8 protein-coding genes are annotated in these 14,862 nt (G+C 74.3%); 2 read left to right on the forward strand and 6 right to left on the reverse strand.

Translation table 11 applies throughout. The features are described 5' to 3' along the window. Positions 1-313 precede the first annotated feature (313 nt). Positions 314-1,210, forward strand: a complete 897-nt coding sequence (locus Q3W71_RS11190; RefSeq protein ID WP_302919229.1) for an AAA family ATPase — start codon at positions 314-316, stop codon at positions 1,208-1,210. 46 nt (positions 1,211-1,256) lie between these two features. Here the strand turns inward: Q3W71_RS11190 and Q3W71_RS11195 are convergent, their stop codons facing one another. From Q3W71_RS11195 to thrB, 3 genes are all read right to left on the reverse strand, one after another. Continuing rightward, positions 1,257-4,760, reverse strand: a complete 3,504-nt coding sequence (locus Q3W71_RS11195; RefSeq protein ID WP_302919230.1) for a phosphodiester glycosidase family protein — start codon at positions 4,758-4,760, stop codon at positions 1,257-1,259. A 141-nt stretch (positions 4,761-4,901) separates the two neighbouring features. Continuing rightward, positions 4,902-7,001 carry a transcription termination factor Rho gene (rho, locus tag Q3W71_RS11200; RefSeq protein WP_302919231.1) on the reverse strand — a complete coding sequence of 700 codons (2,100 nt, stop codon included), beginning with the start codon at positions 6,999-7,001 and terminating at the stop codon, positions 4,902-4,904. A gap of 294 nt (positions 7,002-7,295) precedes the next feature. Further along, positions 7,296-8,240 (reverse strand): homoserine kinase, encoded by a 945-nt coding sequence (gene thrB, locus Q3W71_RS11205; protein ID WP_302919232.1) that lies wholly within the window; start codon positions 8,238-8,240, stop codon positions 7,296-7,298. Between the two features lie 121 nt (positions 8,241-8,361). Between thrB and Q3W71_RS11210 the strand changes: the two genes are divergently transcribed. After that, positions 8,362-8,871 (forward strand): hypothetical protein, encoded by a 510-nt coding sequence (locus tag Q3W71_RS11210; protein ID WP_302919233.1) that lies wholly within the window; start codon positions 8,362-8,364, stop codon positions 8,869-8,871. Between the two features lie 9 nt (positions 8,872-8,880). Here the strand turns inward: Q3W71_RS11210 and Q3W71_RS11215 are convergent, their stop codons facing one another. The 3 genes from Q3W71_RS11215 to thrC form a co-directional block, all read right to left on the reverse strand. Next, a complete protein-coding gene (locus Q3W71_RS11215) occupies positions 8,881-10,125 on the reverse strand; it encodes an MFS transporter (protein WP_302919234.1) in 1,245 nt (414 codons plus the stop codon). Positions 10,126-10,226: 101 nt separating this feature from the next. Continuing rightward, positions 10,227-13,520 carry an efflux RND transporter permease subunit gene (locus Q3W71_RS11220; protein WP_302919235.1) on the reverse strand — a complete coding sequence of 1,098 codons (3,294 nt, stop codon included), beginning with the start codon at positions 13,518-13,520 and terminating at the stop codon, positions 10,227-10,229. A gap of 261 nt (positions 13,521-13,781) precedes the next feature. Next, positions 13,782-14,831 (reverse strand): threonine synthase, encoded by a 1,050-nt coding sequence (gene thrC / locus Q3W71_RS11225; RefSeq protein WP_302919236.1) that lies wholly within the window; start codon positions 14,829-14,831, stop codon positions 13,782-13,784. Positions 14,832-14,862: the final 31 nt, after the last annotated feature.

A 14,862-nucleotide genomic window follows, 5' to 3' on the forward strand; every position in this document is an offset into this window, starting at 1 on the left:
CGTCGGTGGTCGCCGGGTCGCCGTCGCCACCCGCCGCTACGCGCGACGGACTCGGGCGTGAACCGGAACCGGTGGCCGATTGACCAGTGTGCCATGGGCGTACGCCGGCCCGGAAACCGGGCCGCACAGTGGGTCCGGCATCGACAACACCGGCCCGCCCCGTCGCATTCCCGCCGCCTGGCGGGGCATTCACCCTGAAGACCGCGCGGCGCGGCCGTGCCCCGAACGGGGTACGACCGGCGCGCGGCCCACCGGCCGGGCACCCCGCCGACCGGCGCTTGCGGCCCGCCCGTCCGAGCGAACGGAGTGAGTGATGGCTCGCCTGATCGCGACCCGGGGACTGCCCGCCTCGGGCAAGACCACCTTCGCCCGCACCCTGCAGCCCGGGGTGGTCCGGGTCAACCGGGACGACCTGCGCCGGATGCTGCACGGTGAGCGGCTCTTCACCCAGCGGGCGGAGTGGCAGGTGACGCTGGTGCAGCGGGCCCAGGTGGAGACGCTGCTGCGGGCCGGGGCGGACGTCTGCGTGGACGACACCAACCTGCGCTCCCGGACCCTGCGGGACTGGGCCGACCTGGCCGCCCGGTACGGCGCCGGGTTCGAGGTGCACGACTTCACCGACGTGCCGCTGGCCGAGTGCCTGCGCCGCGACGCCGAGCGGCCGGAGGCCGACCGGGTCGGCGAGGCGGCGATCCGCCGGCTGCACGAGCGCTACCTGGAGGGGCGCACCCTGCCGCTGCCGGTGCCGCAGGCCCGCACCGGCCGCCCCGCCCGGGTGCACCCGCCGTCCGCCGAGCCGCCCGAGATCGTGCTGGTCGACATCGACGGCACCGTGGCGCTGAACGTCTCGCGCAGCCCGTACGACATGACCCGGGTGGGCGAGGACGCGCCGAACCCGGCGGTGATCGCGGCGGTGCGGGCGATGCACGCCGCCGGCCACGGGGTGGTCTTCTGTTCCGGCCGGGACGCCTCCGCCCGGGCCGACACCGAGGCGTGGCTGGCCCGGCACGTGCGGGTGCCGTACCTGGCCCTGCACCTGCGAGCGATCGGCGACTCGCGGAAGGACTCGATCGTCAAGCGGGAGATCTACGAGCGCGAGATCCGGGACCGGTACCGGGTGGTGGGCGTCTTCGACGACCGCCAGCAGGTGGTGCGGATGTGGCGCGAGCTCGGCCTGACCGTCTTCCAGGTGGCCGAGGGCGACTTCTGACCCCGGTGGGCTCCCCACGGTCCGCGGGGAGCCCACCGGCGGGCGGTCAGGCGGCGGGCGCCTCCGCCGCCGTCGCCGCGGTCAGGACGATGCTCGCCTGGGCCCGTTCGCCGTTGACCTCGACGGCGAGGGTGATCTGGGCGCCCGGGCGCAGCGCGGTGAGCCGCCCGGTGGCCGGGTCGAAGCGGGCCACGTGCCACGGCCGCAGCCCGGTGACCGGGCCGATGTGCAGGTTCGGCGAGGCGGACCAGTCCGCGCTCACCGGCGCGGCCACCGGCACCGTACGCCCACCGGGCTGGGTCACCGTGGCGGTGACGGTCGCCGGTGCGCCGACCGCGACGGTCGCCGGCGCCGCCAGCGCGAGCTGGTCGACGTGCGCGTGCGTCTCGGCACTCACCCAGCGCGGCCCCTCGGCCAGCGGGTCGCGGCGGGCCCGGTCGGCCTCGGCCGGGCTCACCGGGTCCACCCCGAACTCCGTCCAGCCGGTGAAGCCGCCCTGGTCGGCCGGGGTGGACGGGTTCTTGCCCGAGTTGCCGTTGATCACGTACGGCACGCCGTCGACCCGGTCGGCGTGGAAGGTGCCGACGTGCCCGCCGACGAAGAGCGCCCCCTTGCCGGTGCGGTGCTGGAAGTCGGCCAGCCACTGCTCCAGCAGCGCCGCCTCCTTCCGGTCGCCGAGCTGGCTCGCCTTGGCCGGGCTCGGGTCGCGCGGCGGGTGGTGGTGCAGCACCACCACCGAGCCGACGGCCGGGTCGCCGGCCGCCGAGTCCAGCGCCTCGCGCAGCATCCGGACCTGGTCGAAGCCGCCGCCCCGCAGCGAGCCGGTGGACGAGTTCAGCGTGACGAACCGGGTGCCCTTGTGGTCGAAGACCCGCTCGGTGTCGCCGAAGACGGCCCGGAAGTTGCTGATCGGGGCGCCCATGATCTCGTGGTTGCCCGGCACGTAGTAGTACGGCAGCTCCCCGCCGAGTTCCTCGTCCAGCACCCGCTTGGCCAGCGCGAAGTCCGCCGGGTACGCGGTGTCCACGAAGTCACCGTTGATCACCAGGAAGTCCGGCCGGGCCGCCTTGACCTCGCGCAGCGTACGGCGGGCCTGGGCGACCAGGTCGCTGTCCGGGTTCGCCGCGACGAACTGCGCGTCGGACAGCACCGCGAACCGCCACGGCGCGCCGTCGACGCCGCCGTCGCGCAGCACCACCCGGTCGGTGCGCGGCGCCTCGGCCGGCACGTCGACCGTCGGGGGCACCCGGGCCACCAGGTCGTCGATGATGACCTCGCTCCTGTACTGCGCGGCGGCGTTGGTCTCCGCGACGTAGAAGCGGCGGATCCGCACCGGGTACTGCACCCCGGCCGGAACGGTGAACTCGACGTAGCGCCAGCCGGTCCAGGTGATGTAGGGGCCGCGCAGCACGTGCTGGGTGTCCTGCGCGTCGTGCAGGTGCAGGCTGGGCCACTCGCCGGTGCCGTTGCCGTGGATCCACATGCCGAACGCCTGCGGCTGGCCGGCCACCGGGATCCAGGCCGGCGGGTCCGCGTACGCGGCCCGGGTGCCGGTGGACTGGCTGAAGTCGTACGTCATCCGCAGGCCGGTGCCGGTGTGGCCGGGCGCCGGGGCGACCGCGCCGCTGGCCCGGGCCTGGCTGAACCGCCAGGACGCCGCGTCGTCGAAGGGGGCCACCGGCACGTCGGTGAGCCCGACGGTGACCGGCACGACGGTGCTGCTCCGGCCGACGTGGACGGTTACCAGGCCGGAGCCGGTGTCCCGCCGGGCGGTCACGGAGAGGTTGCCGTCCCCGGTCGGGGTGATGGTCAGCAGCTCCCGGTCGTAGTCCAGCCGCAGGTCGGCGGGCTCGATCGGGGCGGTGTTGCCCTCGGCGTCGTAGCCGACCACGCCGAACAGCGCGGTGCCGCCGGCGGCGGTCAGCCCGACCCGGTCCACCGTGGAGTCGATCCGGGCCAGCGGCCCGAGCACTGTCAGGTCGAGGGTGCCGCTGGCCGCGCCGCGCCAGGCGGTGACGGTGGTACGGCCGGGCAGCCCGGCCCGGAAGCGGCCCTCGCCGTCGACCACGCCGTGCACCGCCGGGTTGGCCCGCCACCGCGGCGTGCCGGCCGCCGGGCCGTACGTCTCGTCGTGGCCGGCGGCGGTGAGCCGCCGGGTGAGGCCCGGGAAGACCCGGTCGGGCCGGCCGCCGCGCACCGGCGAGACGCCCGGCGCGGTGGTCGGGTCGCTGGCGGTCTCCAGCCAGTAGCCGGTGAGCCGGCCGCTGCCCCGCGGCGCGTAGAGCGCGAGGCCGTTGGGCACGGCCCGTTCGGTGCCGTCCGACGGACTGTTCTCGACCTGCACGGCGGCCGCGCCGGGTTCCCGGGCGAGCAGCGTGGAGGAGCCGCCGCCGTCGAGGTTCAGCGCGTGGTGCGCGCCGAGTTCGGCCATCATCCGGCCCATCTCGGTCTGCGTGACGCCGCGGCTGTCGACCTGCCGGCCGTCCACGGTGAGCATGATCATGCGGCGGCCGTCGGCGGAGAACCCGACAGCCGTCCGCGGCGCCAGCGACGCGTCGGCGATGCTCTGCACCACGCCGTCGCGGACCAGCACGTTGCCGCCGCCGACGGCCGCGTGCAGGGTGCTGCCGTCGGCCGGCTTGGGCTGGTAGGCGACGTCCACCGGGTCACCGGGGCGCAGCCCGGCGAGCGCGTCGGCGCCGGCCTCCCGGCCCAGCAGGATGGTGGTGCCGGCCGGGATCGACCCGCTGCCGGCCGTCGTGCCGACGCTCGCCACCCGGCCGTCCACCACCACGACCTCGGTGACCCGGGCCGCCCCGGCGACCGTCCGCTCCCGGGTGTACGAACCCCAGAGCGCGGTGAACACGCCGATGCCGTTGGCCTGGACCATGTTGTTGAACTGGGTCAGCGGCACCGGCCCGGTGGGCAGCGTGGCGGTGCCGTCGAAGTTCACCTCGATCACCCGGCCGAGCCCCTCGGTGGTGATCCCGACGGCGTTGCGGTGCCCGCTGACCGCGGACTGCACCAGCTTGCCGCTCTGGATGCCGACGCCCTGGGCGGCGCCGGAGTTGTTGATGTCGAAGAAGTCGCCGTTGACCGCGGCGACGGCGCGAGACGCGTCCACCGCCCCGCGCAGCGGCTCGGCGCGGCTGACCACGCCGGAGTTGACGTAGTCGACGGTGACGCCGCCGGTCAGGTCGGCGGTGAGCGCGTCGGCGCGCAGCCAGCCGTCCGCGTCGTACCGGTCGAACGAGGTGAGCTCCAGCCCGGGGGCGACCGGGCGGGTGGTCTTCGTGGTCTCCAGGCCGCCGGCCGGCTCCACCCCGGTCGGCGCCCCGGCGGTCGCCGTGCTCGCGGCCGGGTCGCCGGCCAGCGTCACGGAGTCCGCGGGATGGGAGGAGGCGCGCGGCGCGTCCTCGGCGGCGGTGGCGAAGCGGTCGGGAGCCGGGGCCGGTGTCCCGGCGGTCGCCGGCACCGGGCCGGCCATGGTGAGCAACGGCGTCAGCAGCAGGACGCCGGCGAGCCGGGCGGATCGTCTGCGGGTACGCATGGACGACAGTCAACCGGACAGTGAATAGAAGTTTCAATACCTACCGCTTGAAGCGAAGGAAAACTTCGTGTCTCGGCGACCGTACGACGAAGGGGCACGGCCCGGTGGCCGTGCCCCTTGTCGTCAGTCACCCGGGGAGGGTCACTCCCCCGGCGTCGACTTGGCGATCTGCATCAGGAACTCGATGTTGGTCCGGGTCTGCTTGAGCTTGTCGAGCAGCAGGTCCAGGGCCGCCTGCGAGTCCAGCGAGTGCAGCACCTTGCGGAGCTTGTGGACGATGGCCAGTTCCTCCGGCGCGAGGAGGATCTCCTCCTTGCGGGTGCCGGACGGGTGGATGTCGATGGCCGGGAAGGTCCGCTTGTCGGCGATCTTCCGGTCCAGCTTCAGCTCCGCGTTACCGGTGCCCTTGAACTCCTCGAAGATGACCGTGTCAGCCATGGACCCGGTCTCCACCAGCGCGGTGGCGAGGATGGTCAGCGAGCCGCCGTTCTCGATGTTGCGGGCCGCGCCGAGGAAGCGCTTCGGCGGGTAGAGCGCGGTGGAGTCGATACCACCCGACATGATCCGGCCGCTGGCCGGCGCCGCCAGGTTGTACGACCGACCGAGCCGGGTCACCGAGTCGAGCAGCACGACCACGTCGTGGCCCAGCTCGACCAGGCGCTTCGCCCGCTCGATCGCCAGCTCCGCCACCGTGGTGTGGTCCTGCGGCGGACGGTCGAACGTCGCCGCGATGACCTCACCCTTCACCGACCGCTGCATGTCGGTGACCTCTTCGGGCCGCTCGTCGACCAGCACCACCATCAGGTGGCACTCCGGGTTGTTGTGGGTGATCGCGTTCGCGATCGCCTGCAGCACCATCGTCTTACCCGCCTTCGGCGGCGAGACGATGAGCGCCCGCTGGCCCTTGCCGATCGGCATGACCAGGTCGATCACCCGGGTGGTGAGGATGTGCGGCTCGGTCTCCAGCCGCAGCCGCTCCTGCGGGTACAGCGGGGTCAGCTTGTAGAACTCTGGCCGGCGCTTGGCCTCCTCGGGCTCCATCCCGTTGATGGTGTCCAGCCGGACCAGCGGGTTGTACTTGTCCCGCCGCTGCTCGCCGTCCCGGGCCGCGCGAACCGCACCGGTGATCGCGTCACCGCGCCGCAGGCCGTACTTCTTGATCTGGGACATCGAGACGTAGACGTCGTTCGGGCCGGCCAGGTAGCCGGTGGTCCGCACGAAGGCGTAGTTGTCGAGCACGTCGATGATGCCGGCCACCGGGACGAGCACGTCGTCCTCGCTGACCTGCGGCTCGCGCCCGCCCTCGCCGCCCTCGGCCCGCTCGCCACGGCCCCGCCGACGGTCGCGGAACCGGCTGCGCCGGCCACGCCGGCCGCCGCCCTCGCCCTCGTCGTCGGAGTCGTTGTCCCGCTCGGCACGCTCGGCACGCTGGCCACGGTCGCCCCGGTCGTTGCGCTCGCCCCGGTCGGCGCGCTCGCCCCGCTCGTTGCGGTCGCCCCGCTCGCCGCGCTCACCGCGCTCGTTGCGGTCGCCGCGCTCGGCCCGCTCGCCCCGCTCGGCCCGCTCGCCCCGCTCGGCCCGCTCGCCCCGGTCGTTGCGCTCGGCCCGCTCGCCACGCTCGGCCCGCTCACCGCGCTCGGCACGGTCGGCGGTCCGCTCGCCGCGCTCGGCACGGTCGGCGGTCCGCTCGCCGCGCTCGGCACGGTCGGCGGTCCGCTCGCCGCGCTCGGCCCGGTCGCGACCGCCGCGGACCTCGCCGCGCTCGGCCCGCTCACCGGTCTCGGCGGGGGCCTCCTCGGCCCGCGTCTCGGCCCGCGTCTCGGCCCGCGTCTCGGCGGCGGCCCGGCTGCGCCGGGACCGGCTCCGACCCTCGGACTCGGCGGCCGCCGGCGCCGCGGGGGTCTCCGCGGTGCGCCGCTCGGCCTCCGGCCGCTCGCCGGTCTCCCGTACCTCGGCGTGGACCTCGTCACGGGCGGGAGCGGCCGCGGCCGCGACCTCGGCCCGCGGTCGAGGGGTCCCGGCGGCGGCGCCGCCCTGCCGCTCGGAGATCGCGCTGATCAGCTCGCCCTTGCGCATGCGAGCCGTACCGGAGATGCCGAGCGACGCGGCCAGGCTCTGCAGCTCCGGCAGCAGCATCGCCGACAGACCGGTGCCGCTGCGCCGACGACGGGCGGGAGCGGCGGTGGTGGCATCGCCAGCGACGTTGGAAACATCCGACGTCACGTCGGTGGTGTCGCTCAATGGATTCCTTCCCTCGATAGGCCGGGACTGCCCGGAGTCGAACAGCAGGTGGCCGGGCGGCCTCGGTGCACCCGCCTCGCATGGACGCGTCGCGGGAGTCTGTGACACAGCAGCCGGTCGGTCTCCCGACTCACCAGCGTCGGTGAGCAGGTCTCGCCGTCTGCGGCGACCTGTGGAAACTGCGGTGCGGCGTGGGCCTAGGCAGGGGTGACGGGCTTACCGCCGAGAGCTTCGGGGGTGCGCCGACCCGCAGGAGATCGCATGCTTCGCGGCTGTGCTAGGTCTAGAGCGTAATCAACTCTTCCGACCTGCGGCAACAGGGTCCCGCTCCGCGTGTCCAAGTCTACCCCGAGCGACCTGTGCGCCGCCCACGTCTGACTGCAACCGCAGAACCTGCCAACCTGTTCCCGCCCGGAAGCTCTCCGGCGGCTCGGTCAGCGCCAGCACCGTCGGCCCCGCCCCACTGACCACAGCCGCCACACCGGCCGCACGCAGCGCATCGACCAGGGTGGCGGTGCCGGGCATGCCGGGCGCGCGGTATTCCTGGTGCAGCCGGTCGGCGGTGGCCGGCAGCAGCAGCGCGGGATCCGTGGTCAGCGCGTGCACCAGCAGGGCCGCCCGGCCGGCGTTGAACGCCGCGTCGCCGTGCGGCACGGTCGCCGGCAGCGCCGCCCGCGCGGTGGCGGTCAGGCCCCGCTCCCCGGGTATGAAGGCGGTGGGGCGGACGCCCTCGGCGACCGGCAGCGCGACCGCCCGGGCGCCGGACGGCTCCGTCCAGGCCAGGGTGAACCCGCCGAGCAAGCAGGGGGCCACGTTGTCGGGGTGGCCCTCGATCTCGGCGGCCAGCCGCAGCGCGCCGGCGTCGTCGAGCCGCCGCTCGCCGTCGACCACCAGCGCCCGGGCCAGCAGCACCCCGGCCACGATCGCCGCCGAGGAGGAGCCGAGCCCGCGGGCCTGCGGGATGCGGTTGACGCACTCGACCGCCAGGCCGGGCGGCTGCGCGCCGAGCGCGTCGAAGGCGACCCGCATGGCCCGCACCACCAGGTGCCGGTCGTCGGCCGGCAACTCGCCGGCGCCCTGCCCGGTCACGGTCACCGCCACGCCGCCCGAGGTGACTTCGGCCGCCACGTCGTCGTAGAGCGTCAGGGCCAGCCCGAGCGCGTCGAAGCCCGGCCCGAGGTTGGCGCTGGTGGCGGGAACCCGGACCCGGACCGGCCCGGGGGCGAATGTCGTCGGCACGGGCTCATGCTATGGCCCGGTACCGACAGGACGGATCGTCGTCCGCACCCTGGGACCGACGGGCGCCCGCGGTCGTACCGGGTCCGCTAGCCTGACCCGACCTACGGCGGCGGGAGGCGGCATGCGGGATCTCAGCTACCTGGTGGCGGCAGCCGTGAACGACGTGCCCGCGCTGCTCGTGCTGCTGGTCGGGCTGGTCCTGGCCGGGAACGCCCGGCGCCGGCTGCCCCGGCCGGCCCGGCTGCTGCTCCTCTCCGGGCTCGGCGTACTGCTGGGGGTCGCACTGCTCGGCCTCACCTGGGCGATGCTGTTGCCGCGCGTGATCGACGGGAGCCGGGACTTCTCCCAGGTCCAACTGATGACCATGGCGTCCGGCCTGCTCCAGGCGTTGGCGTACCCGATCGGGCTGGCCCTGCTGGTGGCCGCGGCGCTCGCCGGGCGGCGGGCGACCGAGGGGGCGCCGGCCGGGCCGTGGCACGGCTGGCCGCCGGCTGGCGACCCGCCCGCGCCCGAGGCGCCCGAGGCGCCGGGGGTGGCCGACGGGGACGGCGGCACCGGCGGGCGGCGGGAGCCGGCGCAGTGGGGCGGGCACTCCCGACCGGACGGGCCCGGCCCCGCCGCGCGCGCCTGAGTCCGGCGGTCACCGGACGGCGGTCGGGTCCGGCTCGGCGACCGGGTCGGAGAGCGAGAGCCGCCGGGTGGCGATCCGCCAGCCCACCGCGTACACCAGCGTGACCAGGCCGCAGCCGGCCAGCACCACCCGCTCGTCCACCGTGTCGACCACGGCGGCCACCACCAGTTGGCTGACCGAGATGGCCAGCGTCGCCAGCATCATGTCGGTGGCGAAGACCCGTCCCCGCAACCGGTCCGGCACCTCGCCCTGCAGGGCGAAGTTCGACATCACCCAGTTGCTGCCGCCCGCGAAGTGGGCGACGAAGACCAGGACCAGCACCAGCGGGAACCAGTCGACCAGCGAGATGCCGAGGTAGGACAGCCCGTACAGCGACATCGACAGGGCCAGGCCCGGCAGCAGCCAGGACCGGTTGGTCAGCACCCGGCGCATCAGGATCGGCCCGACCAGCGCGCCGGCCCCGCGGACCGCGAAGAGCAGGCCGGTCCCCGCCGGTCCGGCCCCGTACAGCCCGGCCAGCAGCGGGAAGACGGTCAGCACGCCGTTGCCGAGACCCACCGCCGACTTCACGGTCACCAGGGCCAGCACCCGCGGCCGGTGCCCGATGTAGTGCAGCGCCTCGCCGACCGCGGCCCAGGTCTGCGGCGTCGGCCGACCGCTCTCCCGCGGCGCCTGCAACGGCCGGCGGATGAACCCGGCCAGGCCGGCCGCGAGCACCAGGCCGACCGCTGCCACCCAGAAGCAGGCGTACGGGCCGACCTCCCCGCTGAGCACGCCGCCGAGCGAGGCGCCGACGACGGTCATGGTGCCCCAGGCCGACCCGGCCACGGCATTGCCGGCGGCCAGCTCCTCCGGTTCGAGGACGTTGGGCAGGGCGGCCTGGGCCGCCGGGGAGTAGAACGCCTTCGCCACCGCCACCACGCCGATGCCCAGCATGGCCAGCCAGGCGGTGCCGGCGCTGCGGACGCCGAGCAGCAGCAGCACGCCGAGCAGCGCCGCGACGTTCGACGCGATCATGATCTTCCGCCGGTCGAACCGGTCGGCCACGGTGCCGGTGTACGGCAGCAGCAGCGCCACGATCCCGGTGTCCACCGCGAGCACCAGCGCGCCCCACACCCCGCTGCCGGTCAACGTCGGCAGGAGCACCAGCAGCGGCACCATGACGAACCAGTCGGCGCCGAAGACCACCAGCTCGGCCAGGAAGAGGTTGCGGAAGTTCCGGTTGCCGGTGAGGACCGAGAGGGTGGACGCCACGGACCGGACCCTACCCGCCGGGCCACCGCCGAACCGTCGGAGCGCGGACAGCGGACGCCCCCGACAGGTGACCCGTCGAGGGCGTCCGTGGTGCTACCGGCTCACTCGGTCGGCGGCAGCGGCGAGGTACGGCTCTTCGGCAGCCGCAGCACCTCGAACTGGTCGGTGCCGTCCACCAGTGCGGCCGACGGCGCCGGGCGGGGCGCCGGCTCGGCGCGCTCCCGGTCAGCGGCCCGGCCGGCCGGTACCGGGGCCGGCTCCCGCTCCACCGCGGGCTGCCCGCCGTCGCCCGGCTCGGTCGACTCGGCCGGGGCGGCCGGGGCGGACCCGCCGCGGCGGCGCCGGCGCCGCTGCCGGATCGACTCCTTGGTGTGCTCCACCATGGCGTAGAGCGTCGGCACCAGGATCAGGGTCAGCAGCGTGGAGCTGAGCAGACCGCCGATCACCACGATGGCCAGCGGCTTGGAGATGAAGCCGCCCTCCCCGGTGAGCCCGAACGCCATCGGCAGCAGCGCGAAGATGGTGGCCACCGCGGTCATCAGGATCGGCCGCAGCCGCCGCCGGCCGCCCTCGACCACCGCCTCGGCCACCCCGAGGCCCTGGGCCCGGTACTGGTTGACCAGGTCCAGCAGCACGATCGCGTTGGTCACCACGATGCCGACCAGCATGAGCACGCCGATCAGCGCCGGCACGCCGAGCGGGGTGCCGGTGCCCAGCAGCAGCGCGATCGCCCCGGTGGCGGCGAACGGGATGGAGATCAGCAGGATCAGCGCCTGGGTGATGCTCCGGAACGTCGCCACCATGATCAGGAAGACGATCGCGATCGCCGCCAGCACCGCCAGCCCGAGGTCGGCGAAGGCCTCCTCCTGGTCGGCGCTGACACCGCCGATGCGGAACGTCGCGCCCGGCACGTCGATGCCGTCGAGCTTGCGCTGCAACTCCTGGCTGGTCGCGCCCAGGTTGGAGCCGGTGGCGGTGCCGGTCACCGAGACGCTGCGCGCGCCGTCGATCCGGGTCACCTGCTGCGGGCCCGCGGTGGTCTGGATGTCGGCGATGTCGTCCAGCTTCACCGGGCCGACCGGCAGCGCGCGCAACTGCTCCACGGTGGTCGGCGGCACGTCCGACAGCCGCAGCACCACGTCCCGCTGCCCGCCGTCGAGCGTCACCTGGCCCAGCGGCGCGCCGCGGAAGGCCTGCGACACCAGTTGGCCGACGGCCGCCTCGGTGAGGCCGAACCGGCCGGCGGCGGCCCGGTCGACAGTCACCTCCACCCGCTCCACCTCGGCGGCCAGGCTGCTGGCGACGTCCTCCACGCCGGCGATCCCGGCCAGCGCCGCCTCGGCCTCCTTGGCGGCCCGGTCCAGCGTCGCCGGGTCGCTGGCCTGGACGACCACCTCGACCTGGTTGGCGGCCGCGCCCTGCCCGCCGCCGAAGCTGAACTCGCCCGCCCCGGCGCCGAGGGCGTCGAACTCCTTGCGCAGGACGTCCCGCATCTCCTTGGCGTCGGTGTCGTCGCCGAGCGAGAGGGACCAGGTGGCGACGTTGTTGCCGCCGCCGCCCGCCCACGGGGTGTCGCCGGCGCCGGCGGTCAGCTGGTACGTCTCGACGCCCTCGGTCCGCTCCAGCACCGCCTCCACCTGGCGGGCCGCCGCGTCGGTGGCGGCCAGTCCGGTGCCGACCGGCAGCTCCTGGCGGATGCTCAGGGTGTCCTGACCGGAGTCGTCCAGGAAGTTGGTCTCCAGCTGCCGGGACAGGCCGAAGGTGCCGAACAGCACCAGCACACCGAGCCCCAGGGTGATCCAGCGGGTGGCCCGCTTGCGGGTGGCGAACCCGATCACGGGCAGGTACGCCCGCTGCAACGGGCTGCGCAGCTCCTTCTCCTCCGCCGCCCGGCGGACCGCCTCGTCGTCCGGGGTGCCGCCCTTGGGCTTCAGGAACCAGTAGGCGAGCACCGGGATGACGGTCAGCGAGACCAGCAGCGAGGCGAGCAGGGCCACCGTGACGGTGATCGCGAACGGCGCGAAGAGCTGCCCGACGAACCCGCCGACCAGGGCGATGGGGGCGAAGACGGCGACCGTGGTCAGGGTGGACGCGGTCACCGCGCCGGCCACCTCGCGCACCGCGGCCCGGATCGCGTGGATCTTCTCCTCGCCGTACTCCAGGTGCCGTTTGATGTTCTCCAGCACCACGATCGAGTCGTCCACCACCCGGCCGACGGCGATGGTCAGCGCGCCCAGGGTGAGCAGGTTGAGCGAGTAGTCGCCGATCCAGAGCGCGATCAGCGCGACCACCACCGACAGCGGGATGGAGACCGCGGTCACCAGGGTGGACCGTACCGACAGCAGGAAGACCAGGATCACCACGACCGCCATCACCAGGCCGAGCAGGCCCTCGGTGGTCAGGCTCTCGATGGACTTCTCGACGAACGGCGCCTGGTCGAAGACGATGGTCAGCTCGGCGCCGGAGGCCTCGCGCAGCTCGGCGAGCCGGTCCCGGATCTCGTGGGAGATCTCCACCGCGTTGCCGTCCGGGCTCGCGGTGATCGCGATGCCCAGGCTGTCCTTGCCGTTGGTCCGGGTGATCGCGGTGGCCGCAGCGGTCTGCTCGGTGACGGTGGCCACGTCACCCAGCAGCACCGGGGCGGCCTTGCCCGCCGCCGGGGCGACCACGATGCCGCGCAGGTCGTCCAGCGTGCCAAGCGGGGTGCCGACCTGCACCGGCAGCGCCTCGGTGCCGTCGGTGACCGTGCCGACCGGGATCGTCACGCCGTTGGTCTTCAGCGCCGTGCCGATCGCGGTGGGCTGGAGCTTCGCCGCCGCCAGCTTCGCCGGGTTCGGGGTGATCACCACGACCTGGTCCTGGGTGCCGGTGACGTCGACCGACCGGACCCCGTCGATCGCCTCCAGCTCCGACACCACCGTGCCGCGCAGCCGCTCGGCGAGCACGCGCTGGTCGTCGCCGCCCGACGCGGCCAGCACCACGGCCGGCAGGTCGTCCGTGCTGCCCGCGATGACCTGCGGGTCGACGTTCTCCGGCAACTGCGTGTCGATCCGGGTCAGCGCGGTCTGCATCTTGTTGACCACGTCGTCCAGGTCGGTGCCGAACTCGTAGAGCACCTGGACGGTCGCGAAGCCCTCGCGGGAGGTCGAGGTGACCTCCTCCAGCCCCGGGATGCCCTGGAGGCTGTTCTCGATGGGCTCGGTGACCTGGTTCTCGACGATCTCCGGGCCGGCGCCGGGGTAGGCGGCCACCACGAACGCCGCCGGGAACTCCAGCGACGGCAGCAGCTGCTGCTTGAGCGACGGTACGGCGAACGCTCCGAACGCCGTGGCCACCACCGCGATGAGGGCGACCAGCCCTCGGTTGGCGAGGCTGAATCTGGCGAGCAGCGACATCGGCTCGGCTCCTGGAAGAGGGTCAGTGGATACGGAGAGTGTGCCGGACCCGATCTTTCCCGCCCCGCGCGCCCCCGCCACCGTCCCACTCACGGGACCGCTCCCACCAACGCCCTGCTCAGGCCGCCGTTCCCCGCCTCGGTGAGCCACCCCATGTCCCGGACACGGGTGTGTCGGTCGCGGACGGATGGCCCCATTTCGGGGAACTCGTGTGGATCACGCTCCGTCCGGCGCGACGCCCGCAGGGCGGCGCGGGGGGGGTCAGGCGAGGTCGAGGGAGCGGGCGGCGGCGAGCGGGTCGTTGGCGATGGTGACCGGGGCCGGGGCGGTGGAGATCGCCCACTCCGGGTCCTTCAGGCCGTGCCCGGTGACCGTGCAGACCACCGTGGAGCCGGCCGGCACCCGGCCGGCCGCCGCCTGCTGGAGCAGGCCGGCCACGCTCGCCGCGCTGCCGAGTTCCACGAAGACGCCGACCTCCCGGGCCAGCAGCCGGTACGCGGCCAGGATGTCCCGGTCGGTGACCGCCTCGATGAGGCCGCCGGAGGCGTCCCGGGCGTCCAGGGCCTTGGTCCAGCTCGCCGGGTTGCCGATCCGGATGGCGGTGGCGATGGTGGACGGCTCCCGCACCACCTCACCGGTCACGATCGGCGCCGCGCCGGCGGCCTGGAAGCCGTACATCTTCGGGGCCCGGGTGGCGTTGCCGTCCCGGAGGTCCTCCTCGTAGCCCATCCAGTAGGCCGAGATGTTGCCGGCGTTGCCGACCGGCAGGCAGTGGATGTCCGGCGCGTCGCCGAGCGCCTCGACGATCTCGAACGCCGCGGTCTTCTGGCCGTGCAGCCGGTCGATGTTGACCGAGTTGACCAGGGCGACCGGGTAGTCCTGGGCGAGCTTCGCGGCCAGCGACAGGCAGTCGTCGAAGTTGCCGTTGACCTGGAGCAGCTTCGCGCCGTGCACCAGCGCCTGGGCCAGCTTGCCCAGCGCGATCTTGCCCTGCGGCACCAGCACCGCGCAGGTCAGCCCGGCCCGGGCCGCGTACGCCGCGGCCGAGGCGCTGGTGTTGCCGGTGGAGGCGCAGATGATCGCCTTGTTGCCGGCCTCGACCGCCTTGGAGACGGCGAGCGTCATGCCCCGGTCCTTGAACGAGCCGGTCGGGTTGGCCCCCTCCACCTTCAGGTGGACGTCGCAGCCGAGCCGGGCGGAGAGCACCGGTGCGGGCAGCAGCGGGGTGTTCCCCTCGTGCAGGGTGACGACCGGAGTGGCGTCGGTGACCGGCAGCCGGTCCCGGAAGGCGTCGATCAGGCCCCGCCACATGTCGCTCTCCTCGCCTCTACCGCCCCGCCCA

Source organism: Micromonospora sp. C28SCA-DRY-2 (assembly GCF_030519475.1).
GTDB lineage: Bacteria > Actinomycetota > Actinomycetes > Mycobacteriales > Micromonosporaceae > Micromonospora.